At 76.8% G+C, this 22933-nt stretch carries 19 protein-coding genes, 2 tRNA genes and 1 other RNA gene; 6 read left to right on the plus strand and 16 right to left on the minus strand.

Features of this window, described 5'->3' with window-relative positions; genetic code table 11:
- Window positions 1–52: 52 nt before the first annotated feature.
- The 10 genes from ADEH_RS18775 to tadA all read right to left on the minus strand — a co-directional run bounded on the left by ADEH_RS18775 (window position 53) and on the right by tadA (window position 7035).
- Complete coding sequence (locus ADEH_RS18775; protein ID WP_041453694.1) at window positions 53–1606, minus strand: tetratricopeptide repeat protein; 1554 nt, start codon at window positions 1604–1606, stop codon at window positions 53–55.
- A 267-nt stretch (window positions 1607–1873) separates the two neighbouring features.
- Window positions 1874–2461: a GTP-binding protein gene (locus tag ADEH_RS18780; RefSeq protein WP_011422681.1), complete on the minus strand. Its 588-nt coding sequence runs from the start codon at window positions 2459–2461 to the stop codon at window positions 1874–1876.
- Between the two features lie 2 nt (window positions 2462–2463).
- Window positions 2464–2943: a roadblock/LC7 domain-containing protein gene (locus tag ADEH_RS18785; protein WP_011422682.1), complete on the minus strand. Its 480-nt coding sequence runs from the start codon at window positions 2941–2943 to the stop codon at window positions 2464–2466.
- A 140-nt stretch (window positions 2944–3083) separates the two neighbouring features.
- Complete coding sequence (gene recR, locus ADEH_RS18790) at window positions 3084–3680, minus strand: recombination mediator RecR (RefSeq protein WP_011422683.1); 597 nt, start codon at window positions 3678–3680, stop codon at window positions 3084–3086.
- Window positions 3681–3683: 3 nt separating this feature from the next.
- Window positions 3684–3995 (minus strand): YbaB/EbfC family nucleoid-associated protein, encoded by a 312-nt coding sequence (locus tag ADEH_RS18795; protein WP_011422684.1) that lies wholly within the window; start codon window positions 3993–3995, stop codon window positions 3684–3686.
- Window positions 3995–5815: a DNA polymerase III subunit gamma/tau gene (gene dnaX, locus ADEH_RS18800; protein WP_011422685.1), complete on the minus strand. Its 1821-nt coding sequence runs from the start codon at window positions 5813–5815 to the stop codon at window positions 3995–3997. The genes ADEH_RS18795 and dnaX overlap by 1 nt, the downstream gene beginning before the upstream one ends.
- 55 nt (window positions 5816–5870) lie before the next feature.
- Window positions 5871–5964: signal recognition particle sRNA small type (ffs, locus tag ADEH_RS22895), an RNA gene on the minus strand.
- Between the two features lie 68 nt (window positions 5965–6032).
- Window positions 6033–6122: transfer RNA gene (locus tag ADEH_RS18805), tRNA-Ser, on the minus strand.
- A 278-nt stretch (window positions 6123–6400) separates the two neighbouring features.
- Window positions 6401–6491: transfer RNA gene (locus ADEH_RS18810), tRNA-Ser, on the minus strand.
- A 61-nt stretch (window positions 6492–6552) separates the two neighbouring features.
- On the minus strand, window positions 6553–7035 hold the full coding sequence (gene tadA / locus ADEH_RS18815) for a tRNA adenosine(34) deaminase TadA (RefSeq protein WP_011422686.1): 483 nt from the start codon (window positions 7033–7035) through the stop codon (window positions 6553–6555).
- 254 nt (window positions 7036–7289) lie between these two features.
- On the opposite strand from tadA, the gene ADEH_RS18820 reads away from it, so the two are divergent.
- Window positions 7290–10136, plus strand: coding sequence for a MopE-related protein (locus ADEH_RS18820; RefSeq protein ID WP_011422687.1), 2847 nt, complete (start codon window positions 7290–7292; stop codon window positions 10134–10136).
- A gap of 49 nt (window positions 10137–10185) precedes the next feature.
- Here the strand turns inward: ADEH_RS18820 and ADEH_RS18825 are convergent, their stop codons facing one another.
- Window positions 10186–11955: a radical SAM protein gene (locus ADEH_RS18825; protein WP_011422688.1), complete on the minus strand. Its 1770-nt coding sequence runs from the start codon at window positions 11953–11955 to the stop codon at window positions 10186–10188.
- 116 nt (window positions 11956–12071) lie between these two features.
- On the opposite strand from ADEH_RS18825, the gene ADEH_RS18830 reads away from it, so the two are divergent.
- The 3 genes from ADEH_RS18830 to truD are packed head-to-tail and all read left to right on the plus strand — an operon-like array spanning window position 12072 to window position 15330.
- A complete protein-coding gene (locus tag ADEH_RS18830) occupies window positions 12072–13007 on the plus strand; it encodes a DsbA family protein (RefSeq protein WP_011422689.1) in 936 nt (311 codons plus the stop codon).
- Between the two features lie 8 nt (window positions 13008–13015).
- The gene (locus ADEH_RS18835) at window positions 13016–14290 is read left to right on the plus strand and encodes a DUF4388 domain-containing protein (protein ID WP_011422690.1); all 1275 of its coding nucleotides are present in this window, start codon (window positions 13016–13018) and stop codon (window positions 14288–14290) included.
- Entirely contained in the window at window positions 14287–15330 is a 1044-nt protein-coding gene (gene truD, locus ADEH_RS18840; RefSeq protein WP_011422691.1) for a tRNA pseudouridine(13) synthase TruD, read from the plus strand. The genes ADEH_RS18835 and truD overlap by 4 nt, the downstream gene beginning before the upstream one ends.
- A gap of 1 nt (window position 15331) precedes the next feature.
- On the opposite strand, the gene ADEH_RS18845 is transcribed toward truD, so the two are convergent.
- Together ADEH_RS18845 and ADEH_RS18850 are read right to left on the minus strand one after the other, a co-directional pair.
- Window positions 15332–16252, minus strand: coding sequence for a GAF domain-containing protein (locus ADEH_RS18845; RefSeq protein ID WP_011422692.1), 921 nt, complete (start codon window positions 16250–16252; stop codon window positions 15332–15334).
- Between the two features lie 17 nt (window positions 16253–16269).
- Entirely contained in the window at window positions 16270–17430 is a 1161-nt protein-coding gene (locus tag ADEH_RS18850; protein ID WP_041453696.1) for an OmpA family protein, read from the minus strand.
- Window positions 17431–17588: 158 nt separating this feature from the next.
- Here ADEH_RS18850 and ADEH_RS18855 point away from each other — a divergent pair, with 158 nt between their 5' ends.
- The gene (locus tag ADEH_RS18855) at window positions 17589–17855 is read left to right on the plus strand and encodes a GlsB/YeaQ/YmgE family stress response membrane protein (RefSeq protein ID WP_011422694.1); all 267 of its coding nucleotides are present in this window, start codon (window positions 17589–17591) and stop codon (window positions 17853–17855) included.
- A gap of 19 nt (window positions 17856–17874) precedes the next feature.
- On the opposite strand, the gene ADEH_RS18860 is transcribed toward ADEH_RS18855, so the two are convergent.
- Genes ADEH_RS18860 through ADEH_RS18870 form a run of 3 tightly spaced genes read right to left on the minus strand, consistent with a single transcriptional unit; the run spans window position 17875 to window position 21751 of the window.
- Window positions 17875–19428, minus strand: a complete 1554-nt coding sequence (locus ADEH_RS18860; RefSeq protein WP_011422695.1) for a right-handed parallel beta-helix repeat-containing protein — start codon at window positions 19426–19428, stop codon at window positions 17875–17877.
- A complete protein-coding gene (locus ADEH_RS18865; protein ID WP_011422696.1) occupies window positions 19428–20432 on the minus strand; it encodes a PEGA domain-containing protein in 1005 nt (334 codons plus the stop codon). The genes ADEH_RS18860 and ADEH_RS18865 overlap by 1 nt, the downstream gene beginning before the upstream one ends.
- Window positions 20429–21751 (minus strand): serine/threonine-protein kinase, encoded by a 1323-nt coding sequence (locus tag ADEH_RS18870; protein ID WP_232287337.1) that lies wholly within the window; start codon window positions 21749–21751, stop codon window positions 20429–20431. The genes ADEH_RS18865 and ADEH_RS18870 overlap by 4 nt, the downstream gene beginning before the upstream one ends.
- Before the next feature lie 157 nt (window positions 21752–21908).
- Here ADEH_RS18870 and ADEH_RS18875 point away from each other — a divergent pair, with 157 nt between their 5' ends.
- Window positions 21909–22856: an FHA domain-containing protein gene (locus tag ADEH_RS18875; RefSeq protein ID WP_041453698.1), complete on the plus strand. Its 948-nt coding sequence runs from the start codon at window positions 21909–21911 to the stop codon at window positions 22854–22856.
- The last annotated feature ends 77 nt before the right edge of the window (window positions 22857–22933 follow it).

Consider the following 22933-nt stretch of genomic DNA (forward strand, 5'->3'; position numbering starts at 1 on the left):
GGGTTCGTCCGCCGTCCGGGCCGCGTCCATCGCGGGCTCGCGCCCGGCGCCGCTACTTCTTCAGGCGCCGCTTCGCGTCCTCCACCTGGCTCTTCGCCACGGTGTCGGTGACGCCCTGCACGGCGACCGCGGCCGCGAACGCCTCCTGGGCCTTGGCGTTGTTCTTCGCGAACGAGAACAGCGTCCCGGCGCGGTAGAGCGCGCGGGCGGCGAAGTTCGGGTCGCCCTTGGCGCAGGTCGGGTCCTTGCCGAACACCAGGTACCGAGCGGCCGCGTCGGCGGTCTTCTTGGCGGTGTCGAGCTCGGCCGCGACGTTCTGGAGCGCCACGCAGCGGTTCGGATCGCCCGGCCACTTCTCCACGAACTCGGAGTACATGCGGGCCGCGCCGGCGTGGTCGCCCTTCTTCGAGTGCTGGGCCGCGAGCAGCAGCGCGTTCTGCGGCGCCACCTTCGACTCCGGGAACTCCTTCAGGATGCGCTGGCGGAGCGCGCTCGCCTTGGCCCCGTCGCCGGCCTTGTCCCAGGCGATGGCGGCGTTGTGCAGCGCGCCGGCCACGTCGCCGCTCGACGGATCGGCGGCGAGCGCCTCGAACGCCTTGGCGGCCTCGGCCGGCTTGCCGGACTCGAGCAGCTTCTGCGCCTCGGCGAAGCGGGCGCCGGCCTCGGTGCGGCCGAGGTCCTGGAGGACCTTCTCGTACGACGCCTTGGCCTTCGGATCGAGGCCGGGCTTCTGCGCCTGCGCGGTCACCAGGTCGCGCACGCGCTTCGCGGCGGCCTCGTGCCCGGCGGCGTCCTTCGCGAACGCGAACGTCTGCAGGTAGAGCGGCGCGGCCGCCTCGATCACGTCCGCGTCGTCGGGCCAGCGCTGCAGCACCACCTCGAAGCGGCGGCGCGCCTCCTCCATGTTGTCGAACGCGTACTGCACCTCGGCGGCGATGAGCGCGAGCTGCTGCGGGGCGACCAGGCGCCGCTCGGCCGCGGGCTTCTGCTGCTCCGGGTCGGCGTCGATGTTCGCGAGGTACACGTCGGTCGTGTCCACGAAGCGCTTCCAGGCGCCGGGCGGCGTGCGGGGCTTCAGCGCCTCGCCCTTGCGCTGCTCGACGTACGCCAGCTTGATGGGCTCGAGCTTGCCGGCCTTCACGTCCGCGTTGGCGGCCATGAGCCAGGCCTGCGCCGCGAGGTGGCCCGCGATCGCCTTGGTCTTCGGGCCGGCGTGCGGATCGGCCGAGGTCCGCTCGGCCGCCTGCGCCGCCTTCTCCCACTGCTGCGCCTGCATGAACAGCTCGGCGGCGCTGTAGCGGATGGGGATCTGGTACTCGTTCGCGCCGAAGCGGTCGTTGAAGTTGCCGAGGCCCTCGGCGGCGGTGGCCCACTCGGCGCGGGCCTGGTCCATGTTGCCGGCCTGGGCCGCGATGTCGCCGCGCCGCTTGTGGTCGAGCACGTCGGAGTAGAAGGCCCGCTCGGCGTCCTCCTGGATCGCGCTCGCGGTCGGCATCTTCTCGTCGGCCTGCTTGAAGCGTTCCGCGGTCCCCTTGCCCGCGCCGCCGCCGGTGGCGCAGGCGGTCGCGAGGAGCAGGAGGGCCGCCATCCGGATCTTCGATGTCATGTTGAGCACCTCGTTCCAGTGTCTCGCTCGCCCCGTCGCATGCCGTGGGCGGCGCACTTCGGACTCGCAACCAACCGGGCGGGCCGGTGGTCGACCGGTCGAACGGTTGGAATCCCGAGGAAATACGCCATCCCGGCGCGCACCGCCAGAACTAAAGTCGAGTCCGCAGGGGTCCGAGCGGCCCGCGCGGGCGCACGGACGATGCGCACGGCCGGCGCGCGCGGCGAGGCGCTCCGGCGGCTGCGCGCGGGCGCGCGGGGGAGCCGGCTAGCCGCCCTTCTTCAGCTCGGTGAGCACCAGCTTCGCGACCGACTTCAGCGTGTCGAACACGCCCACGCCGGTCGGGGCGACCGCCTGGAACTCCGGGACGCCGCGCGGGTTGAGCAGGCGGCGGAGCTCGTCCACGGTGGCGGTGTTGGGCAGGTCGCGCTTGTTGTACTGCACCACGTACGGGATCTTGTTCAGGTCGTAGCCCTGCTCGGCCAGGTTCACGCGGAGGTTCTCGACCGACTCGAGGTTCGCCTCCATGCGCTCGATCTGCGAGTCGGCCACGAACACCACGCCGTCCACGCCCTTCAGGATCAGCTTGCGGGAGGCGTCGTAGAACACCTGGCCCGGCACCGTGTACAGGTGGAAGCGGGTCTTGAAGCCGCGGATCTCGCCCAGCGACAGCGGGAGGAAGTCGAAGAAGAGGGTCCGCTCGGTCTCGGTGGCGAGCGAGATCATCTTCCCCTTCGCGTCGGGGTTGGTCTTCGCGTAGACGTACTGGAGGTTGGTCGTCTTCCCGCACAGGCCGGGGCCGTAGTAGACGATCTTGCAGTTGATCTCGCGCGAGCTGTAGTTGATGAAGCTCATGATCACTCGCTGAACAGATTGTCGATGTCGTCGTCGGTGATCTCGGCGAACGGGCTCGCGGCGCCGGGCGCGGCCTGCTTCCTGGCCAGCGCGTCGAACACCCGGGCCAGCTCCTCCCCCGCCTTCTTCACCCGCAGGCGCACCAGGCCGAGCGAGCTCTTCGCGTCGAAGATGACGACCAGCACCACCCGGCCGCCCACGATGCTCATGTGGAGCGATTCCTTCTCGCCCTCGTGGAACTGGTTCGGGAACTCCTTCTCGCCGATGAGCTTGGCGAGGCCGCCCATGGCCGCGACGTTACCCGCGGTGAGGGACGCGAGCGAGGTGGTGTCCAGGTTCTGCGCCTGCCCGCTCGACGCGATGAGCTGGCCGTTCTTGTCGACGAGGAAGACGACCTTGGCGTTCGCGTCGCGCGTGAGCCGGTCGCAGATCCCGGCGATGAGCCGGAACTCCTCCTCGTACATCACCAAGCCGGAATTCATGGGCCGTCGCTCTCCGCGAAGATCCGAGTGATGGGCGAATACCAGGGAACCGTGCCGCGTTCAATCGGGGCCGGCGCGTGTAGCGCGATATCGCACCGGGGAGGCGCTACGGCGAGGCCCGGAGCCGTCGCCCGCCGCGCTCAGAGCTCGCGGCGGCCGGCCAGCGCGCGGGCCAGCGTCACCTGATCAGCGTATTCGAGATCCCCGCCCATGGGAACACCTTGGGCGATGCGGGTGACCTTCAGCCCCATCGGCTTCAGGAGCTTCGTCAGGTAGAGCGCGGTGGCCTCGCCCTCGACGTCCGGGTTCGTCGCCACCACGATCTCGTCGGCCGGCTCGCGCTCGAGGCGCACCAGCAGCTCGCGGATCTTGAGGTCGGACGGGCCCACGCCGTCGAGCGGCGAGAGCGCGCCGTGGAGCACGTGGTAGCGGCCGCGGAACTCGTGGGTGCGCTCCACCGCCAGCAGGTCCGGCACGCCCTCCACCACGCAGATCATCCGGGCGTCGCGCTCCGGGTCGCGGCAGATCGCGCAGGGGTCCTGGTCGGTGAGCGTCTGGCAGGTCGAGCACAGCCGCACGTCGCGCACCACGCCGGCGATGGCCGCGGCGAGGTCGCCGGCGTAGCCGGCGCCGGCCTTGAGGATGTGGAACGCCAGGCGCTGCGCGGTCTTCTCCCCGATGCCGGGGAGCTTCGCCAGCTCCTTCACCAGGCGCGCGATGGGATCCGCGACGGCCATCGATCAGCCGGCGATGCCGGGGATCTTGATGCCGCCGGTGGCCTTGCTCATCGACTCGTCGGCGGCCGTGCGCGCCTTCTCCACCGCCGCGTTCACCGCCGCGGTGATGAGGTCCTCGAGCATCGCCTTGTCGTTCGGGTCGATCGCCTTCGGATCCACCGTGAGCCGGGTGACCTCGCACTTGCCGTTCATGGCCACCTTGACGAGGCCGCCGCCGCTCTCGGCCTCGACCGCGATCTCGGCGAGCTTCTCCTTGGCGTCCGCCATGGCCTTCTCCAGCTTCTTGGCCTGGCGCATCAGGTACTGGATGTCCATCACAGCTCCTCGATCCGGTCGATGGCGCCGTCCAGCACGCGGACGGCCTCCTGGATGTTGGGGTGGGCGCGCGCGGTGTCGCGCACCCGGGCCGAGCGGGCCATCCGCTCGGCGGCGTCGCTCGCGGCGATCGAGGGCGCGGCCGCGCCGGGGGGCGCCTCGGCCGCCGCGGCGGGCGCCGCCGGCAGCGCCGCGATCGTCAGCGCCAGCCTGGTGGGGCGCCCGAAGAAGCGGGCGAACACCGCCTCGATCTCGCCGCGCTTCCGCTCGGCGCTCTGCGCGTGGAAGCCGGGCGGGAGCTGGACCCGCACCTCGCCCTCGCCGAGGCCGAGCAGCGCCGCCTGCTTGAGCGACGCGGCCGCGGTCGGGCTCTCGTGCTCCACCTGCTCGACGGCCGCGCGCCAGCGATCGGCCGCGCTCGCGGCGGCGCCGGGGTCGGCCGCGGCGGCCGCGGGGGCGGGCGCGGCGGGCGGCGGCGGCGCGGGCGCGGGCTCGGCCTGGGCGGGCGCCGAGCCGGCGGCGCACCCGGGCGTCCCGAACGCGGGGAGCTCGCGCCAGCCCGAGGCGGCGGCGGCGCCGCGCGCAGGGGCGGCGGGCGGGGCCGGCGGCGCGGAGCCGGAGGCCGGCGCGGCGGGCGCGGGCGGCGCGGCAGGGCCGCCGGCGGCGCGAGGCGGCGGGAGCGGCGCGCCGCGGGCGAGCGCCTCGACGCGCGCCACCAGCTCGGAGACCTGCGCGCCGGGGGCGAGGAACACGCCCTCGAGCAGCGCCACCTCGAGCGCGTAGCGCGGCTGCTCGGCGAGCTTCACGTCCACCACCGCGCGCTGCGCCAGGTCGAACAGGCGCGTGAGCTGCGCCGCGTCGGCGGCCGCGGCCTGCGCGCGCACCTCGGCGAGCTCCGCGTCCGGCAGGTCGATGGGCGCCTGCGGCACGAGCCTCGCCACCACCACGTTGCGCAGGTGCCGGACGAGCTCCTCGGCGAGCCGCTTCACCTCGAGGCCGCGGTCGTGCAGCGCCTCGATCTCGCGCAGCAGCGCGGCGCCGTCGCGCCCGACCAGCGCCGCCGCGATGCGCGACACCGCCGCCGCGTCCACCGCGCCGAGCGCCTCCGCCACCGCGTCGTCGCCGGGCGCGTCGCCGCAGGCGGCCCGCACCTGGTCGAGCAGCGACAGCGCGTCGCGCATGCCGCCCTCGGCCTGCCGCGCCACCAGCGCCAGCGCGGCCGGGGACAGCCGCATCCCCTCCTCCGCCGCGACCTTGGCGAGCTGATCGGCGATCTGCTGGAGCGTGAGGCGCCGGAAGTCGAAGCGCTGGCAGCGCGAGAGGATGGTCTCGGGGACCTTGTGGACGTCGGTGGTGGCCAGCACGAACTTCACGTGCGGCGGCGGCTCCTCCAGCGTCTTCAGGAGCGCGTTGAACGCGCCCTGCGACAGCATGTGGACCTCGTCCACCACGAACACCTTGAAGCGGTCGCGGGCGGGCCGGTACTTCACCGCCTCGACGATGTCGCGGACGTTGTCCACGCCGTTGTTGGAGGCGGCGTCGATCTCCACCACGTCCACCGCGCGCCCCTCGGCGATCTCGACGCAGGGGGTGCAGACGCCGCACGGCTCGGCGGTCGGGCCCTGCTCGCAGTTGAGCGCCTTCGCCACCAGGCGGGCGGTGGTGGTCTTGCCGACGCCGCGCGGGCCGGTGAACAGGAAGGCGTGGGCGAGCTGGCCGGTCTTGAGCGCGTTCGACAGCGTCCGGACCACGTGCTCCTGGCCGGACATCTCGCCGAAGCGCTGCGGCCGGTACTTGCGGGCGAGGACGAGGTAAGCCATTGGGATCGGTCACCGCGGGGGCGGGGCGCGCCTCACGTTCCAGCAAAAAGAGCCGGCCCACAATCCCCGGGCGCACGGAAGACCACCTACCGTTGCTCCCTTCCGGGCCTGGCGGGGTTTGGTGACCCCCACGTCGCCCGAGGATTCTGGGCCGGCTCGCCCGGCGCATCGCCGGCTCGCGGTTCCCACCTTCTTAACGTCCTGGGAACCCCGTTGCTGGCGGAGAGGGTGGGATTTGAACCCACGGTACCGTTCCCGGTACACACGATTTCCAGTCGTGCACCTTCAACCGCTCGGTCACCTCTCCTTATACCTGGGGGAGTGCTCGGCTCCCCTGTGCTTCGCCAGGGGAGCCTGCGCTCCCCCAGACCCCCTGCTCGCTACGGCCCACGCTACCGCGTGGGCCTGCGCTCGCTGAGGTTACTGCTTCCAACTCTCCAGGGAGTGCTCGGCTCCCTCCCTGGCGGTGGGGCCGAACGGGCCCCGTGATGTCTTCTCGGGAGCTCTCGATGCCTCTCCCCTGACCTCGGCTCCGGCCTCGTCTGTTCTCGCCGCAGCGAGCGAGCCCGCAGTCGTGGTCCAAATTGGCGGAGAGCGAGGGATTCGAACCCCCGGTACCGTTGCCGGTACACCTGATTTCGAGTCAGGCGCCTTCGACCAGCTCGGCCAGCTCTCCGCCGGCGGGTTTAACCGATCTCCCGGGGCGTGCCAAGGGGGAAGGCTCGCCTACCCCTCGCCTAACCCTCGCCGCCGTTGCCGTTTCCGTTCCCGGCGCCCCGGCGGGCCCGGAAGAAGGCCCGGAGGAGCTCGCCGGACTCCTCGGCCAGCAGGCCGCGCTCCACCGGGAACCGGTGGTTCAGCCGGGGGTCCGCCGACAGGTCCTGGAGGGAGCCGGTGCAGCCGGCCTTGGGATCGCTCGCCCCGTAGACGAGCCGGTCGATGCGGGCGAGCACCATGGCGCCGGCGCACATGGCGCAGGGCTCGAGCGTCACCACCAGCGTGACGCCGGTGAGGCGCCAGCGCCCGAGGGTGCGCGCCGCCTCCTGGATCGCGAGGAGCTCCGCGTGCGCGGTGGGATCGCGCGCCGCCTCGCGGGCGTTCGCGCCGCGGCCGACCACGCGGCCCTCGAACAGCGCCACCGCGCCGACCGGCACCTCGCCGCGGGCCGCCGCCTCGCGCGCCAGCCCCAGCGCCTCCTGCATCGCCTCGCGCTCGTCCACGCGCCCTACATACCCCGACCGCGGGCGCCCGCGCACGCGCGCCGCGGCGCCGCAGGGTGACCGAGCACCCGCGGTGAATCCTCCGGGTCGCCGCCCCGACCCGCGCGCCGCGTCCGGAAGCGCGCGCCGGGCCTCCACTCCTGGTCACGTCCGCGCCGGACGGCGTTCCGCCCTTCCGAGCACGTTCACGATTCGTCGCAGTCACCGCCGGCGAAGGCCGGCCGCCTCACCCCTCTCGCCGACCGGAGCCCTCCATGAAGCCCACCCGCCGTACCCTGGTCGCCCTGCTCTGCGCGGCGGCCGCCTGCTCCGGCGGCGACGACGCCGCCCCGTCCGCCCTGCCGGTGAGCGTGACCGCCGCGCCCGCGCTGGTGAAGGCGGACGGCGCCGCGACGGTCACCGTCCACGTGCGCGCCGGCAAGGGGCCGGTCGCGGTGGTGGCGAGCCGCGGCACGTTCCTCGGCACCGGCACCAGCACCGCCACGCTCGCCGCGGCCGAGGGCGACCTCACGCTCGTCACCTGCGACCAGCGGCTCGACCCCGCGTGCTGGGGCCCGGTGTCGGTGACCGCGTCGGACGCGTCGCTGGCGTACGGCCTCGCGCAGGTCACGTTCATGGGCGCCGAGGTCTGCGACAACGGCGTGCCGGACGCGGGCAACCCGGCGGCGGACTGCGCCGCGGCCGAGTGCGCCGGCGCGACCTGCCGCACCGGGGCGGGGGCGGTCGGGACCTGCGCCGCCGGCGCGTGCACGTGCACGCCCGACGCCGGCCAGCCGGGCGGCGAGACCGCCTGCGACGACGCCCGCGACAACGACTGCGACGGCGGGGTGGACTGCGCCGACGCGGGGTGCGCCGGACGCCGCTGCCTGGCCGCGGGCGGGGCGGTGGGCGCCTGCGCCCAGGGCGCCTGCGTGTGCACGCCCGCGTCCGCGGGCGAGACCGCCTGCGGCGACGGGCGGGACGACGACTGCGACGGCCGGGTGGACTGCGAGGACGCGGACTGCGGCGGCGCGACCTGCGCCACCGCCGACGGGCGGGCGGGCGCGTGCGCCGGCGGCACCTGCGCGCCGGTGGCCTGCGACGCCACCGAGACGGCCGAGGTGTCCTGCGCGAACCGGCTCGACGACGACTGCGACGGCCTGGTGGACTGCGCGGAGGCCGCCTGCGACGGGCAGGCGTGCGACGCCGCCGCCGGCGCGCGCTGGGCCTGCCGCGGCCGCCGCTGCACCGACCTCGCCTCGGGCGTGGCGCTCGCGCTCGCCCCGGCCCGCGCCCGCATCCCGGCCGACGGCCGCGCCACCACCGCCGTCACGGTGACGCTGGCGCGAGAGGGCGTGCCCGCGGCGGGCGAGCAGGTGGTGCTGACCACCACGCTGGGCGCGTTCCAGGCCGAGTCCGGCCCGGCCGCGAGCGTCACCGTGGTGACCGACGGCGCCGGCGTGGCGGCCGCGACCTTCGTCTCCGCCGCGGAGGGCGGCACGGCCCACCTCACCGCCCGCCTCGCGGCCGCGCCGGTCGAGATCACCGCGTCGGTGCGCATGCCGGCGCTGGCGCAGATCTCCGCGCAGCCCGCGCCGGCGTTCCCGGTGATGGGCGTGCGCGACTCCGGCTGGAACGAGGCGAACGCGGTGACGTTCACGCTCGTCGGCGACGACGGCCTCGCCTACCCGGATGGCCTGGAGGTCCACCTGGAGCACCCGCGGCTGGGCGGCTCCGACCTGCACGGCGCGATCCCGTGCGCCGTGCCGGGCCCGGCGTGCAGCGCGGTGCGCGCCGCGACCACCTCCGGCGGCGCCGCGCCGGACACGCTCGGGCAGGTCCGCGCCACGCTCCAGTCCGGCACCGTGGCCGGCACGCTCACCCTGACCGCGACCGCCACCGCCGGCGGCCAGACCCGCTCGGCCGTGCTCCAGCCCGGCGTGCCCGTCGTCGGCGCCCGGCCCAGCGCCGGCGCGTTCACGCTCGTGTGCGACCCCGGGAACGTGGAGGCGCTCGCCGAGACCGACTGCGGCGCGTCGCTGGTGGACGCGGCGTTCACCTGCGTGGCGGTGCTGCAGGACCGCCACCAGAACATGCTCGGGCGCGCGACCGCGGTGACGTTCCACTCCGAGGCGAGCCGCGCCGCCCTCGCGCGCACCACGCCCGACCTCCAGCCCGGCATGGACCCGCCGGCGCAGCGCGACCTGGGCCTCGCGTCCGGCCTGTTCGCGACGCTGGGCGGCTACCTGCCGGAGGACGTGGCGCCGCGCGTCGGCGAGCCGTCGGTCACGTACGCCGACGCGTGCGGCACCCGCACGCACAACCCGCGCGACGGCGTGGTCTCCGTGATCGCGGTGGCCGACGGCGAGGAGGCGTTCACCGACCTCGACGGCGACGGCCGGTACGACGCGGGCGAGCCGTTCGTGGATCTGCCGGAGCCGTTCGTGGACGCGGACGACGACGGCCAGCACGATCCCGGCGAGGCGTTCGTGGACGTGGACGGCTCGGGCGGCTGGACCGCGGCGAACGGACGGTGGGACGCGCTCACCAGGATCTGGACGCAGACGGTGGTGGTGTTCACCGGGCCGCCGCTCGGGCCGACCGCCGCCACCGGGGGTGCGGGGCTGCTCGGCACCCGGTGGGCCGCGCTCCCCGCCGCCGGCGAGGGCGCGTGCACCCCGACCCCCCCGGCCGCCCCGTTCGCGCTCACGCCCGGTGACGTGCCCAGCCGGGCGACCTACGCGGTGTACGCGGCGGACGTGAACCTGAACCTGCTCCCGGCGGCCACCTCCTACGCGGTCGCGGTGCGCGCCCCGTCCAAGATCGCCGCCGCCTACCGGGGGCTCGACGCCTACCCGGACGGCCGCGGCCTCGAGTTCACCTACCAGCCCTGCAACGCGGCCGACGCCTGCGGCACGCGCTGCCCGGTGGACAGCGTGGGACCGTGCCGGATGGTGGCGCGGCTCGGCGGGTTCACCTGCGGCGTGGGCGCGTCGGTGACGCTGACCGCCGGCAAGGAGGCGGATCCGTACGCGCCGAGCGAGGTGGACTGGATCGTGGACTCGCCCATCCCGCTCCCGCTGGAGGTTCCCGTCACCGGGACCAGCGGGGCCGCGCCCTGATCGTCGCGGTCCGCTCCGGGCCCGTCCGCGGGCCCGGGGCGGGCGCCAGTCAGGCGGGGCGGGCCGGCGCGGCGAGCTGCACCACCGCCGGCTCGAGCTCCGGGTGGTCGGCGCAGTCGAGGCCGCAGGCGCGGCAGGTGTCCACCGCGCACTTGGGCGTGAGCTTCGACGCGACCCCGCGCCGCAGCTCCCGGGCCAGGAACCGCTTCTCGAGGCCCTGGTCGAGGAAGTCCCAGGGCAAGGTCTCCTCGACGCCGGCCTCGCGCAGCACGAAGAAGTCCGGATCGTGCGGCCAGCGCGCCAGCGCCTTGCGCAGGTCGCCGCCGGTCTCGCGGTGCGCCAGCTCGAGCAGGTCCGCCACCCGGCGGTCGCCGCGCGAGAGCAGCGTCTGGAGGTAGGCCTCGCGCGGGCTGAAGAAGTCCACGTCGATGCCGAGCGGCCGCAGCGTCTTCTCCAGCAGCTTGCGCTTCGCCTCCAGGCACTTGCGGTCGTGCATGGGCAGCCACTGGAACGGCGTCCACGGCTTCGGCACGAACGGGTTCACCGACAGCGAGATGCGCCCCATGCGCCCGCGCTTGCGGGCCCACGGCAGCATCACCTCCTCGCGGATCCGCACCGCGATCCGCGCCATCCCCAGCACGTCGTCGTCGGTCTCGGCGGGCAGGCCGCACATGAAGTACATCTTCACGTGCTGCATCCCCTGCGAGAGCGCGTTCTCCGCCGCCTGGACGATCTGGTCGTCGGTGAAGTCCTTGTTGATCACCCGGCGCATCTTCTCGGTGCCGGCCTCGGGGGCGATGGTGATCGACCGCTCGCCACCCTCCGCCATGCGCCGCGCCAGCGGCGTCGTGATCGCGTCCACCCGCAGCGACGACGGGCTGAACGTGCCGCCCTGCTCGCCGATGAAGCAGGTGAGCGCGTCGAGGCCGGTGTAGTCGCTCGTGTCCGGGCCGATGAGGCCGATGCGCTGGCCGCGGGCGATCCCCTCGCGCACCTCGGCGCGGAGCCGCTCCAGGTCCACCTCGCGGTAGGGGCGCTGCACGAACCCGGCGGCGCAGAACCGGCACCCCCACAGGCAGCCGCGCGCCACCTCGGTGAGGAACAGGTCGCCGAACTGCGCGTCGGGGCTGTCCACCACCCGCGAGGTGGGCACCTGCCGGAGGTTCGGGACGTAGCAGCGGCGGACGCGCTCCGGCGCCCCCTCGCGCGGCGCGAAGCGCGTGACCCACGCGCCGCCGGGATCCCGCGTGTCGGAGTACTCGACGTCGTACAGCCCGGGCACGTAGCCGCCGGGCAGCCGCGCCACCCGCCGGAGCAGCTCGGCGCGGGCGGGCCGCTCCTCGCGGGCGGCGCGGGCGAGCGCCAGGAACGGCCCGACCAGCTCCTCGCCCTCGCCCACCAGGAACGCGTCGAAGAACGGCGCCAGCGGCTCGGGGTTGATCTGCACCGCGATGCCGCCCCCCAGGACGAGCGGGTGGCGCTCGTCGCGGTCGGCGCTGCGGAGCGGCAGGCCGGCGCGGTCGAGCAGCTCGAGCACGTGGGCGTCGTCGTCCTCGAAGGAGAGCGAGAACGCGACCACGTCGAAGTCGCGCAGCGGCCGGCCGGACTCGACGGTGCGCGGCTCGCCCCCGTCCTCCGGCAGGAACGCCCGCTCGCAGGCGACCCCCGGGTCGGCGTTGAACAGCCGGTACACGGCGTGGAACCCGAGGTTCGCCATCCCCAGCCGGTAGGCGTTCGGGTACACGAGGGCCACGCCCAGGCGCCCGCCCGGCTCCTTGCGGATGGTCCCCCGCTCCCTCGTCGGCTGCGCGCGTTCCAAGGCCGGTCCTGTCTAAGCAGACCATGGGGGCGGTGCCACGTTCAAAGCGTGAGCGGCGCCCACGGCCGGCGGGGTCGTACTAGAATCCCGCGACCGCGCTCCCCGGGGCTCCCTCCATGACGATCACCCGCTCGTTCCTCCTCGCCGCGCTCGCGGCCCTCGGCCTCGCCGGCCTGCCCGCCTGCAAGACCGCCGCGCCGGCACCGGGCGCGCCCGCCGCCGGCGCAGCCGTGCCGGCCTCCGAGGCGGCCGCCGCCGATCCGCTCGCCGGCGCGGACCTCGACGACCTCACCCCGGAGCAGCGCGCCGTCGTGCGCGACTGGGCCTCGCGGGCGTTCTGCTACTGCGGCTGCCCCCACACGGTCACGAGCTGCCTGCGCACCCACCAGCCCTGCAAGCACGCCGCGCGGATGACCCAGCTGGCGGCGCGCCTGGTGGCGGCCGGCGCGAGCCCGTCGGCCCTGCCCGGCCTGGTGGACGACTACTACGCCTCGTTCGACCGCCGCGTCGCGCTCGCCACCGACGGCTTCGGCCCGCCGCTCGGCGACGCCGCGGCGCCGGTCACGCTGGTCGAGTTCTCCGACTTCACCTGCCCGTTCTGCCGCGGCCTGCGCCCGCAGCTCGAGCGCTTCGTCGAGGAGCACGCCGGCCGGGTGAAGCTGGTGTTCAAGCCGTTCCCCATCGAGGCGCACCCCGGCGCGCTGGAGGCGGCGCAGGCCGGCGAGTGGGCGCGCGACCAGGGCGTCTTCTGGCCGCTGCACGACGCGCTGTTCGAGGCGGAGGCGCCGCTCGGCGTGGACGCGATCGCGGAGGCCGCGCGCGCGGCGGGCGGCGACGCGGGCGACCTGCGCGACGCGCTCGCCAGCCGGAAGTACCTGGACAAGGTCCGCGTCTCGCAGGCGGAGGCGCGCGCGGCCGGGCTGCGCGGCACGCCCACGCTCTTCCTGAACGGCCGCTACCTGGCCCTGCCCGACTACTCGCCGGCCATGCTGCTGCACGCGCTGGAGGACGAGGAGGAGTGGCAGAAGCACCAGGGCTGGGAGAAGGACTGACCCTGCTCGTGGACATCGACGCCCACGGGCGGCTGGTCCCCCAGACCGACGCGGTGCGGCGCGCGCTCGCCGACCGCGCCGGGCGGTTCGTGCTCCTGCCCTCCGCGCCGGACCTGCTGGTGGCGCGCCGCACCCCGGCCACCGGGGCCGCGGCCGCCCGCCCGCGCTGCCTGCTGGCCGGCGACCTGGACGGCTTCCCGGTGGGCGACCTGGTGGCGTTCCTGCACCAGTCGCGGCTCACCGGGATCCTCACCGTCTCGTCGGGCGGCGCGGAGCGCTCGGTGGCGTTCCAGGACGGGGAGGTGCGCGGCGCCCGGTCCAGCGCGCCCGGCGAGCGGCTGGGCGAGATCGCGGTGCGGCTCGGGCTGGTGGGCGAGGCGCAGGCGCGCGAGGCGCTGCGCTCGGGGCGGCCGGTGGGCAAGGCGCTGCTCGACGCGGGCGCGCTCTCCGCGGCCGACCTGTGGAACTGCCTGCACGAGCAGGCCACGGTGGTGTTCCAGGCCATCCTGCTCGCCGGCCGCGGCTCGTTCGTGCTGATGGACGAGGAGCTGCCGGAGCGCGCCGCCGCCGCGCTCACCGTGAGCACGCAGGCGCTGCTCATGGACGGCGCGCGGCGCATGGACGAGCTGGCGCTGTTCCGCGCCCGCATCCCCGGTCCCCAGGCCCGCGTGCGCCGGCGCCGCCCGCGCCGCGCCGCCGCGCTGCAGCCGCCGGAGCGCGCCCTGCTCGAGCTGCTGGACGGGAGCCGCACCGTGGCCGAGCTGGCGATGGCCGCGCACCTCGACGAGTTCGAGGCGACGAAGCTGCTCTACCACCTCGCCGAGGCGGGCCACGTGGCGGTGGAGGCCGACGCCGCGGCGGAGCCGGCGCCGGAGGCGGCGCGCCTGGCGGAGCTCGCGGAGGCCATGAACACGCTCCTGCGCGAGGTGACGGCGGCGGTGCCCGAGGCGGGCCGGCCGGCGCTGCGCGCGGCGGTGCGCGGGTTCCTCGCCGACGGCGCGGGGCCGTGGGCGACGGTCTGGGCGCACGTGGGCCACGGCGACGACGGCGCGCTCGACCCGGCCGCGCTGGCCGCGAACGTGGGCGCGCTGGCCCCGGCCGCCGCGGCCCGCCTGCACCCCTCCGGCGATCGCGCGCGGGTGCTGTTCGAGGCGCTCCGCGAGCTGCTCTTCTTCCACCTCTTCGCCGCCGGCGACCGCCTGGAGCGCGCGGCGGAGCGCGCCCTCGGGGCGTCGCTCCGGCGCGGCCTCGCGCGCGTCGAGGCGCTCCTCCCCTCCGCATGACCGACCTCCCCTTCGTCACCGCCGACCTGCCCGGCTCGGGCGGCGCGCTGCGCCGCGCGCCCGAGGACTTCCGGGTGGACGAGGTCCCCGCCTACCTGCCGTCCGGCGCGGGCCCGCACCTGTACCTCCGCGTGGAGAAGCGCGGGCGCACCACCCGCGACGCCCTGCGCGAGCTGGCGCGGGCGCTGGGCGTGCCGGAGCGCGACGCCGGCGCCGCCGGGCTGAAGGACAAGGACGCGGTCACCACCCAGTGGCTCTCGTTCCCGGTGGCGCGCGATCCCGACCCGGCCGCGCTCGCCGCGCCGGGCCTGCGGGTGCTCGAGGTCTCGCGCCACCAGAACAAGCTCCGCACCGGCCACGTCCGCGCGAACCGCTTCACGCTGGCGGTGCGCGGCGGCGACCTCGCGCGGGCGCGCGACTGCGCCGCGGCGCTCGCGGCGCGCGGGCTCCCCAACTTCTTCGGGCCGCAGCGCTTCGGCGCGGCCGGGCGGAACGCGGCGGTGGGGCGCGCGCTCGTCACCGGCGAGCGGAGCCCCGAGGCCGGGCGCGCCGCCCGCGATCGCTTCCTGCGCCGGCTGTCCCTCTCCGCCTACCAGTCGCTCCTGTTCAACCGCTGGCTCGCGGAGCGGATGGCGGACGGGCGCTTCGCGGCGGCGCTCGCCGGCGACGTGATGAAGAAGCTCGACACCGGCGGGCTGTTCACCTGCGAGGACCCCGCCACCGACGGGCCGCGCGTGGAGCGGTTCGAGATCTCGCCGGCCGGCCCGATGTTCGGGCACGCGCTGCGCCTGGCCGGCGGCGAGGCCGGGGCGCGGGAGGCGCGGCTGCTCGAGGCCGAGGGGATCGCGCTCGCCGACTTCGTGCGCGGCGGCGGCGAGGCCGAGGGCACCCGCCGCGCGGCGCGGCTCCGGATCGACGTCGCGCTCGAGCCGCTGGAGGACGGGTACCGCGCGGCGTTCGAGCTGCCGCGCGGCGCGTACGCCACCGTGGTGATGCGCGAGCTGACGAAGGCCGACGCGGAGCTGCCCGAGGAGGACTGAGTCAGGGGAGCCGCGCCGCGGCCACGTCGGCGAGCAGCGCCAGCACCGCCACGTCCTGCTGGTCGAACAGCTCGCCGCCGCGCTTGTTCATCACCTCGATCGCGCCGAGCACCCGGCCGCCGCGGGCGATGGGCGTGCACAGCAGCGAGCGGGCCTCGTAGCCGGCCGCCCGCGCCACCGCGTCGTCGAAGCGCGGATCCTGGCGCACGTCCGAGACCGCCAGCGCCACGTTCTCCTGCACGCAGAAGCCCACCACGCCGGCGCCGACCGGCACCCGCACGCCGCGCCGGAGGATCGCGTCCGCCGCCGGGCCGCGCGCCACCGCGAACGACAGCTCGCGCTCGCCGGGCCGCAGCAGGAACACCGACCCGGCCTCGCACCCGGTCCGCTCCAGCGCCAGCTCGAGCAGCGCGCCCAGCCCGCCGCCCGCCTCGGCGCCGGCGCCGGGCAGCGCCGCCACGCGCCGCGCCACCTCGGCGAGCAGGGCCGCGGTGGCGGGGGAGCGCGGCGCCGGCTCGCGGCCGATGGGCGCCGCCGGCGGCCGGGACGGCAGCGGGCGGGCCTCCGGGGTCCCGCCGCCCCGCGGCGCGCCGGGGAGCGGCAGCTTCTCGGTGATCTCGTCGCGGGCCGGCCGGCGTGGCCGCGGCGCCGCGGGGACGGCGCCCGGCGGCGGCGTGCGCGACGGGCGGACCGCCGCCTCGGGCAGCTCCTGGATGCGGAAGGCGCGGCCGGTCTCCGGATCCGTCACGTGGATGGCGCCGCCCGGCCGGACGTCGCAGAGGACGTTCGCCGGGTGGCGGCCGCCGATCCGCGCCACGCCGGCCCGGAGCGCGCCGAGCCAGCTGTCCGCCTCGAGCAGCACGACCACGTCCGCCGCATGGGCGGGCGGGGTGGCCGGCACGAAGATCTCGAACTGCGCCATGCGTCCCTCGCGCTCCTTCATCCGCCCGGGAGGATCCGGACCTCGGTGCGCCGGTTCTGCGCCCGGCCGCGCGCGGTCTTGTTGGAGGCGATGGGGTGCTCGGCCCCGATCCCCCTCGCCTCCACCCGCTCCCCCTCGATCCCGCGCCCGGCCAGCGCCGCCCGGACCGCCTCGGCCCGCGCCTGGCTCAGCCGCTTGCTCGCGGCCGCGTCGCCGGCGCCGTCGGTGTGGACCTCGACGGCGACGCGCAGCCGCGGGCGGTCGCGCAGCGCCTGCGCCAGCTCGTCGAGCAGGACCGCGCTCGACGGCAGCAGGTCGTCGCGGGCGCCGAACCGCACCGGCTCGCGCAGCGCGATCCGGTCGCGCCCCACCTCGAGCAGCCGGTACGCCCGCGGGCAGCCGTCGGCGGCGACCCCGGCCTGCTCGGGGCAGCGGTCGTCCGGGTCGGCCACCCCGTCGCCGTCCGCGTCCATCACCGGGCAGCCGCGGTTCTCGAGCGGCCCCTGCTCGTGCGGGCACGCGTCCACGCGGTCCACGATGCCGTCGCCGTCGTCGTCCGGGTCCGGGCAGCCGTCCTCCTCCTGGAACCCGTCCGCGTCCTCGGGGTCGAGCGGGCAGCGGTCGATCTCGTCGGGGATCCCGTCGCCGTCGGAGTCCTTCGCCGGCGGGCACCCCAGCGTCTCGGCCGGCCCCGCCTCCGCCGGGCACGCGTCCTCGGCGTCGCCCACGCCGTCCCCGTCCGCGTCGGGGCAGCCCTGGAGCGTCGCGGGGCCGGGCGCCTCCGGGCAGCGGTCGTCCAGGTCCGGGACGCCGTCGAGGTCGCCGTCGGTCTTCTCGATGATCACCTGGGCCGCGGGCTCGCCCTTGCGGATGGTGACCTGCGGGGCGGCACAGGTCCGGGCCAGCTCGCGGGCGCGGCGGGCGCTGCGCGCGGCGGACTCGACCCGGGCGCGGGCCGCGCCGTCCTCGCCGCGGCCCAGCCGCCGCTCGGCCTCCTCCAGGCTCGCCTCCGCGTCGGACAGCTCGTCCGCGGCGCAGCGCTCCGCGCCGGCGCCGCGGGCCTCCACCAGCTCGGCCCGCACGGCGCGCACGTCGGCGCGGAGCTGGCCGCCGGCGGCGCACGCGGACACCAGGAGCGCCGGCAGGAGCGCGCGAGCGGGGGAGAGGCGGAGGGGCATGGCGCGAGCCGACGCTACTCGCCGGGGGATCGGGGAGTCAAGGAAGCGCCCGTACCGACGGTCGTGGCGCGCCCGCACGCCGCCCTGACCGCGCGGCGCGAGGGCGAGCAGGCTCCGGCGTCGGCGGCGGGCCTACCTTTCCGCCGGGAGGCAGGGCCATGGGGATCATCGCCTGGATCGTCTTCGGGTTCGTCATCGGGCTCATCGCGCGCGCGGTGGTGCCCGGCAAGCAGAGCCTGGGCTTCGTCATGACCACCCTGCTCGGGATCGCCGGCTCGCTCATCGGCGGGCTGGTCGCGTCCGCGTTCGCGGGCACGTCCGGCACGACGTTCCAGACCGCCGGGTTCATCGGCAGCCTGGTGGGCGCGATCGTGCTGCTCGTGATCGCCGGGATGGTGACGACGCCGCGGCGGCGGACCGTCTAGCCCCGCCGGCGCGGCCGGCCTACTCGCAGACCAGCTCGGCCGCGGCCGGCGGATCGCAGTACGTCACGGCGTCCACCGACGCGGCGCTCACGCCGGTGATGGCCTCGTAGTCGATCCCCGGCGCGGGCACGACGCCGGCCCAGCCGTTCCAGCGCGCGCTCACCACGGCGGAGTCGGCCACCAGGCCGCGCGCCGGCGACGGCGCGTACTCGCCGAAGACGTTGCGCCCGGCGCCGCAGGCGTCGGCGCCGGCGTCGAGGTGCCAGGCCGTCACGCTGCCCGAGACCAGCACCTGGTCGCCGGCGTTGCCGTGGACGGCGTTCCCGGAGAAGCCGACCGCCTGCGCGGCGGCGGGCGGGTTGCCGGCGAGGTACAGGCCGCCCACGGCGCGCTTGGTCGTGAACGCGCCGCGCGGGCTGGCCGCGTTCCGGCAGATGCGGGTCCCGGCGATCCACACGCGCGCGGTGTTCGCCTCGAGCACCACGCCGGTCGCCCCGTTGTCGCGGACCGTGCAGCCCTCGAGCGTGAGGCGCCCGTCCGCCCCGGCGGCGGCGACGAGCCCGGCCCCGCCGTTCGAGGCCAGCGTCACCCGCAGCAGCGTGACGTCGCCGCGCCCGAGGCGCAGCCCCTCCTGCGCGTTCCCCTCGAGCACCGAGTCCTCGGCGGTGACGGGGGCGCCCACGGCCAGCTCGCGCACCACCGCCACGCCCGGACCGGCGGCGCCCGAGACCGTCACCCGCTCCAGCGCCACCGGGCAGGCGCCCTCGAGGCGGAGCCCGGCCGCGAGCGCGCCGCCCTCGCGCGAGGCCGCCACGGCGACGTCGGCCACGCGGGCGGGGTCGCCGGCGGCGCAGGCGGTCCGGATCGCGACCGCCGCGTCGGGCGCGGCGTCGTCGCGCACCGTGACGCCGGCGAGCGTCGAGCCCGCGCCGAGCGTCACGCCCGCCGCCGCGACGCCGTCGCCGAGCGCCAGGATCCGGGCCGCCGGCGCGGCGGGGACGTCGTCGCCCCGCAGCGTCACGCCGGGCGGGATCACCAGGTCGGCGGCGACCGGGTAGACCGCCGGGGCCGCGCCCGCCGCGATCACCGAGGTCCCGCCGCCCTCGGCGGCCCGGGCCAGCGCGTCGGAGAGCGCGCGGTAGCGGCACTGCGCCGGCTCGCGCGCGCCGGTCGGCGCCGGCTCGCCCTGCGGCGCGCCCGCGACCGGGTCCACCCAGAGCTCGCCGCCGGCGGCGTCCGGGCAGTAGCACTCCGGGTCGGCGCCCGGCGTCCGCTGCCCGCAGCGCACGCCCGCGCCGCAGTCCGCCACCTGCGTCCAGGTCCCGCCGCACACCGCGTCGCCGGTGCCGTCGCACCGCACCACGTCGCCCCCGGCGGAGCAGGTCACCTGGCCCGGGGTGCACGGCCCGCCGTCGCAGGCGGCCGCGCGCCGGCTGCAGCGCAGGTCGTTGCCGCAGGCCTGGCCGGAGGGGCACTGCGCGGTGGCGCCCGGGACCTCGCAGGCGGCGCCCTCCACGTCCACCTGGCAGGCCGCGAGCGCGAGGGCGGCGGCGACGACGGCGAGGCGGCGCATCAGAACGTCCCCTCCACGAAGAACAGCGTGACGCCCGCGGCGCCGGCCGCCCCGGCGATCCCGTAGAGCACGTTCGCGGTGCGCGCCTTCGAGCGCGCGTCCCGCGCCAGGGAGGCGGCGTCGTCGTGCGGCGTGCCGTCCACGAGCGCGTCGCGCTTGCGCTGCGCGGATTGCCCGTACAGGACGCCGGCGGTGAGCGCCGCGGCGGCGGCGCCGGCGGCGACCCAGGTGTACACGCGGTGCCGGGAGGGCCGGGCCTGCGGCGCGGGCGCGAGCGGCACCGACGCGGCGGGCGCGCGGGCGGAGAGGTCCGGGCGCGCGGGCGCGGGCGGCGGCAGCGCGGCCGCGCCGCCGCGCGAGGCGGCCGGCGGCGCGGTGGCGGCGCCCGGCGAGGCCGGCCGGGTCGCCGCGGCGGACGGGGCCGGGGCGGGCGCGGCGGAGGGCCGGAGCACCACCTCGACCACCCGCGAGACCGACGCGCCGACCTCCACCGCCTGCTCCACCGGCGCGTAGCCCTCGAGCGCGAGCGCGAGCGCGTACGGGCCGGGCGGCAGCGTCAGGTGGAACGGCGTGGTGCCGCGGGGCCGGCCGTCGATCCGGACCTCGGCCCCGGGCGGATCGGTGTACACGAGCAGCGCCTGCACCCCGGCCGCGGCGAGGCGCGCCTCGATGCGGCCGATGGCGGCGCGGACCGCGGCCCGGTCGCGCGCGTCGGGCACCTCGCGCAGGTAGTCGGTGTAGCTGCGCAGCGCGCCGGGCCACTCCTCGAGCTGCTCCCGGCAGCGGGCCACGTTGAAGTGGATGGCGCCGTGCGGCTTCAGCCGGTACGCGGCCTCGAACTCTGCGATCGCGGCGCGCCACTGCCGCTGCTGGTACAGCGCCGAGCCCTTGCGGAAGTGCGCGCTCGCCGCGGCCACGTCGTCCGCGCGCGCGGCGGCGGGGAGGGAGGCGGCCGAGGCGGTGAGCAGGGCGAGGAGCGGGAGCAGGCGCCAGGGTCGGTTCATCGGAAGGGATCGGGCTTCAGCCCGCCGTCGTCGGAGTAGGGATCGGCGGGCGCGGGGCGCGGGCGCGGCGCGGCCGGGCGGCGCGCGGCGGCGGGCACCGGGCGCGCGGCGCCCGCGGGCGCCTCGGCCGCGGCGGGGGCGACGGCCGGCACCGCGGCGGTCGAGGGCGGCGCGACGTCGGGGGGAGGCGCGGGTCGGGCGTCCTGCACGGTGGGTGGATCTACCCGGAGCGCGGGGGTGACCGCCAGCGGGGCGACGGGGCGCGGCGCCCGCGCGCGCGCCCACCACCACCCCGCCACACCGACAGCGGCGGCGAGCCCGACCACGGCCGCCGCCTGCGCGAGGCGGTGGCGGCGAGCGGCGGCGGGCGCGGGCGTGCCGGCGCGCACGGTGGGCGCGCCGCCCGGGCGCGCGGCGGAGGCCGGGGGCGCGGGCACGGGCAGCACCCCGGGCAGCTCGTAGCGCGCGGTGGGCGCGGCGGAGGACGGCCGGGCGTAGTCGCCGGCCAGCGTGGACAGCCGGATGCGCGTCACCTCGGCCGCGAAGTCGAGCATGCTCGGGAAGCGCCCCTCCGGCTGCTTCGCGAGCGCGCGCAGCACGAGCGCGTCCACCTCCGGCGGGATCCCGGCCCGGCGGCGCGACGGCGGCTCGGGCGCCTGCGTCTGGTGCGCGACCAGCGTGGCGATGGCGCTCTCGCCGACGATGGGCAGCGCGCCGGTGAGCATCTCGTAGGCGAGGACGCCGAGCGCGTAGACGTCGGAGCGGTGGTCCACCGGGCCGCCCACCGCCTGCTCGGGCGCCATGTACTCGGGCGTGCCGACGATGGCGCCGGCGCGGGTGATCCGGTCGGCGCGGCCGGGCTGCTCCACGTGCGAGATGCCGAAGTCGAGCACCTTGGCGCGCTCGACGCCGTCCGGCCCCCGCACCACGAACACGTTCTCCGGCTTCACGTCGCGGTGGACCACGCCGCGCGCGTGCGCCGCGGCGAGCGCCCGGCAGACGTGGTCGAGCAGCCCGAGCGCCCGTCCCACCGGGAGCGCGCCCTCCTCGCGCAGCACGGCGCCGAGGCTCCGCCCCTCCAGCGCCTCCATCACGTAGTAGAGCGTGCCGTCGGCCTCCTCGCCGAAGTCGAGCACGTCCACCACGTTCTCCTGGCCGATGCGGCTCGCGGCGAGCGCCTCGTTGCGGAAGCGCTCGCGGAGCTCCGCGTCGGTGGCCCGCTCCGCCCGCAGCACCTTCACCGCGAAGCGCCGGCCCAGCACCGAGTGCTCGCACAGGTAGACCGCCCCCATGCCGCCCTCGCCGAGCTGGCTCAGCACGCGATATCGCTGTCCGAAGACACGCCCCACGAGCGCGTCGGCTGCGGGGCCGGCCGGGTCACCCCCCCGCGGGATCGATTCTGGCGGGCGCGAGGCGGACATGCGCGGGTCACGGCTAGGGTATCATGGAAGGCCTGTTGCACCGAGGGGACGCACCTTGGCCGATCTCGTGATCCTGAATGGCTCCCGCGCCGGGGCCGTGTTCGCCCTGCCGGAGATCCCGACGGTGCTGGGCCGGTCGCCCGAGGCGCACCTGCAGATCGAGGATCCGTGGATCTCGAGCATGCACGCCATGTTCGAGCGGCGGGCCGACGGCGTCTGGGTCATCGACCTGGAGAGCCGCAACGGCACGTTCCTCGGCGACGACCGGATCGCCGAGGCGCGCATCGAGCCGGGCATGGTGCTGCGCTTCGGGCGCACCGAGGTGCGGGTCGCCGAGGGCGAGCGAGCGGCCGAGCCCATCGAGGAATCGCCCCCGGAGCGGCCCCGCGTCGAATCGCCCACCGAGCCGCGCCCGCGCGCCGAGGCGCGCGCCACCCTGCGGGGCGACGCGGAGCCCGCGATCTCCGCGCTCCGCGCCGGCGGCGCCGACCCGAACGCGCTCACCGCGCGCCCGCTCACGGTGCTGCGCCTCTCCATCCAGGCCACCGGCCGCGGGCGGCCCGCCGACGCGCTCGCGGTCCGCGCCGCGCTCGACGCCGCGGCGCGCGCCGCCGCGAACGAGGGCGCCGTCACCGCCCGCCTGGCGGCCTCGGGCGTGCTGGGGGTGTTCGGCATGCCGGCGCCGGGGCCGAAGGATCCCCTGCACGCGATCCGCGCCGCCCGCACCGCCCGCGCCGCGGTGCGCGCGTTCGGCGTGGCGCTCGACGTGCGCGCCGCGGTGGACCGGGGCCCGCTGCTCACCGGGACGCTGCCGGTGCACGACGGCACCGAGCTGGTGGCGCTCGGCGAGGCAGCCGACCGCGTCGAGCGGGTGCTGGCGCTGGCCGGGCCGGGCGAGACGCTGGGCGGGCCGGGCGTGGCGGGCACCGAGGGGCTCGGGCCGGGCATGGTGCTGCGCCTCGGCCGCGAGGAGATCCTGGTCTTCCGCGACGACGGGCGCTGACGCGGCGGCGGCCGCGGGCGGGCAGCCGGCCTGCCGTTCTTGCACCACGTGCCGAATCGGCAGTAGAAGGGGCGGCA

Origin of the sequence: Anaeromyxobacter dehalogenans 2CP-C, from assembly GCF_000013385.1 — a bacterium.
GTDB lineage: Bacteria > Myxococcota > Myxococcia > Myxococcales > Anaeromyxobacteraceae > Anaeromyxobacter > Anaeromyxobacter dehalogenans_B.

What these genes read in the sequence shown, in the direction of transcription:
- ADEH_RS18775 (WP_041453694.1), bottom strand. Translation starts at nt 1,606, where the DNA reads ATGACATCGAAGATCCGGATGGCGGCCCTCCTGCTCCTCGCGACCGCC.
- ADEH_RS18780 (WP_011422681.1), bottom strand. Translation starts at nt 2,461, where the DNA reads ATGAGCTTCATCAACTACAGCTCGCGCGAGATCAACTGCAAGATCGTC.
- ADEH_RS18785 (WP_011422682.1), bottom strand. Translation starts at nt 2,943, where the DNA reads ATGAATTCCGGCTTGGTGATGTACGAGGAGGAGTTCCGGCTCATCGCC.
- recR (WP_011422683.1), bottom strand. Translation starts at nt 3,680, where the DNA reads ATGGCCGTCGCGGATCCCATCGCGCGCCTGGTGAAGGAGCTGGCGAAG.
- ADEH_RS18795 (WP_011422684.1), bottom strand. Translation starts at nt 3,995, where the DNA reads ATGGACATCCAGTACCTGATGCGCCAGGCCAAGAAGCTGGAGAAGGCC.
- dnaX (WP_011422685.1), bottom strand. Translation starts at nt 5,815, where the DNA reads ATGGCTTACCTCGTCCTCGCCCGCAAGTACCGGCCGCAGCGCTTCGGC.
- ADEH_RS18820 (WP_011422687.1), top strand. Translation starts at nt 7,290, where the DNA reads ATGAAGCCCACCCGCCGTACCCTGGTCGCCCTGCTCTGCGCGGCGGCC.
- ADEH_RS18830 (WP_011422689.1), top strand. Translation starts at nt 12,072, where the DNA reads ATGACGATCACCCGCTCGTTCCTCCTCGCCGCGCTCGCGGCCCTCGGC.
- truD (WP_011422691.1), top strand. Translation starts at nt 14,287, where the DNA reads ATGACCGACCTCCCCTTCGTCACCGCCGACCTGCCCGGCTCGGGCGGC.
- ADEH_RS18845 (WP_011422692.1), bottom strand. Translation starts at nt 16,252, where the DNA reads ATGGCGCAGTTCGAGATCTTCGTGCCGGCCACCCCGCCCGCCCATGCG.
- ADEH_RS18850 (WP_041453696.1), bottom strand. Translation starts at nt 17,430, where the DNA reads ATGCCCCTCCGCCTCTCCCCCGCTCGCGCGCTCCTGCCGGCGCTCCTG.
- ADEH_RS18855 (WP_011422694.1), top strand. Translation starts at nt 17,589, where the DNA reads ATGGGGATCATCGCCTGGATCGTCTTCGGGTTCGTCATCGGGCTCATC.
- ADEH_RS18860 (WP_011422695.1), bottom strand. Translation starts at nt 19,428, where the DNA reads ATGCGCCGCCTCGCCGTCGTCGCCGCCGCCCTCGCGCTCGCGGCCTGC.
- ADEH_RS18865 (WP_011422696.1), bottom strand. Translation starts at nt 20,432, where the DNA reads ATGAACCGACCCTGGCGCCTGCTCCCGCTCCTCGCCCTGCTCACCGCC.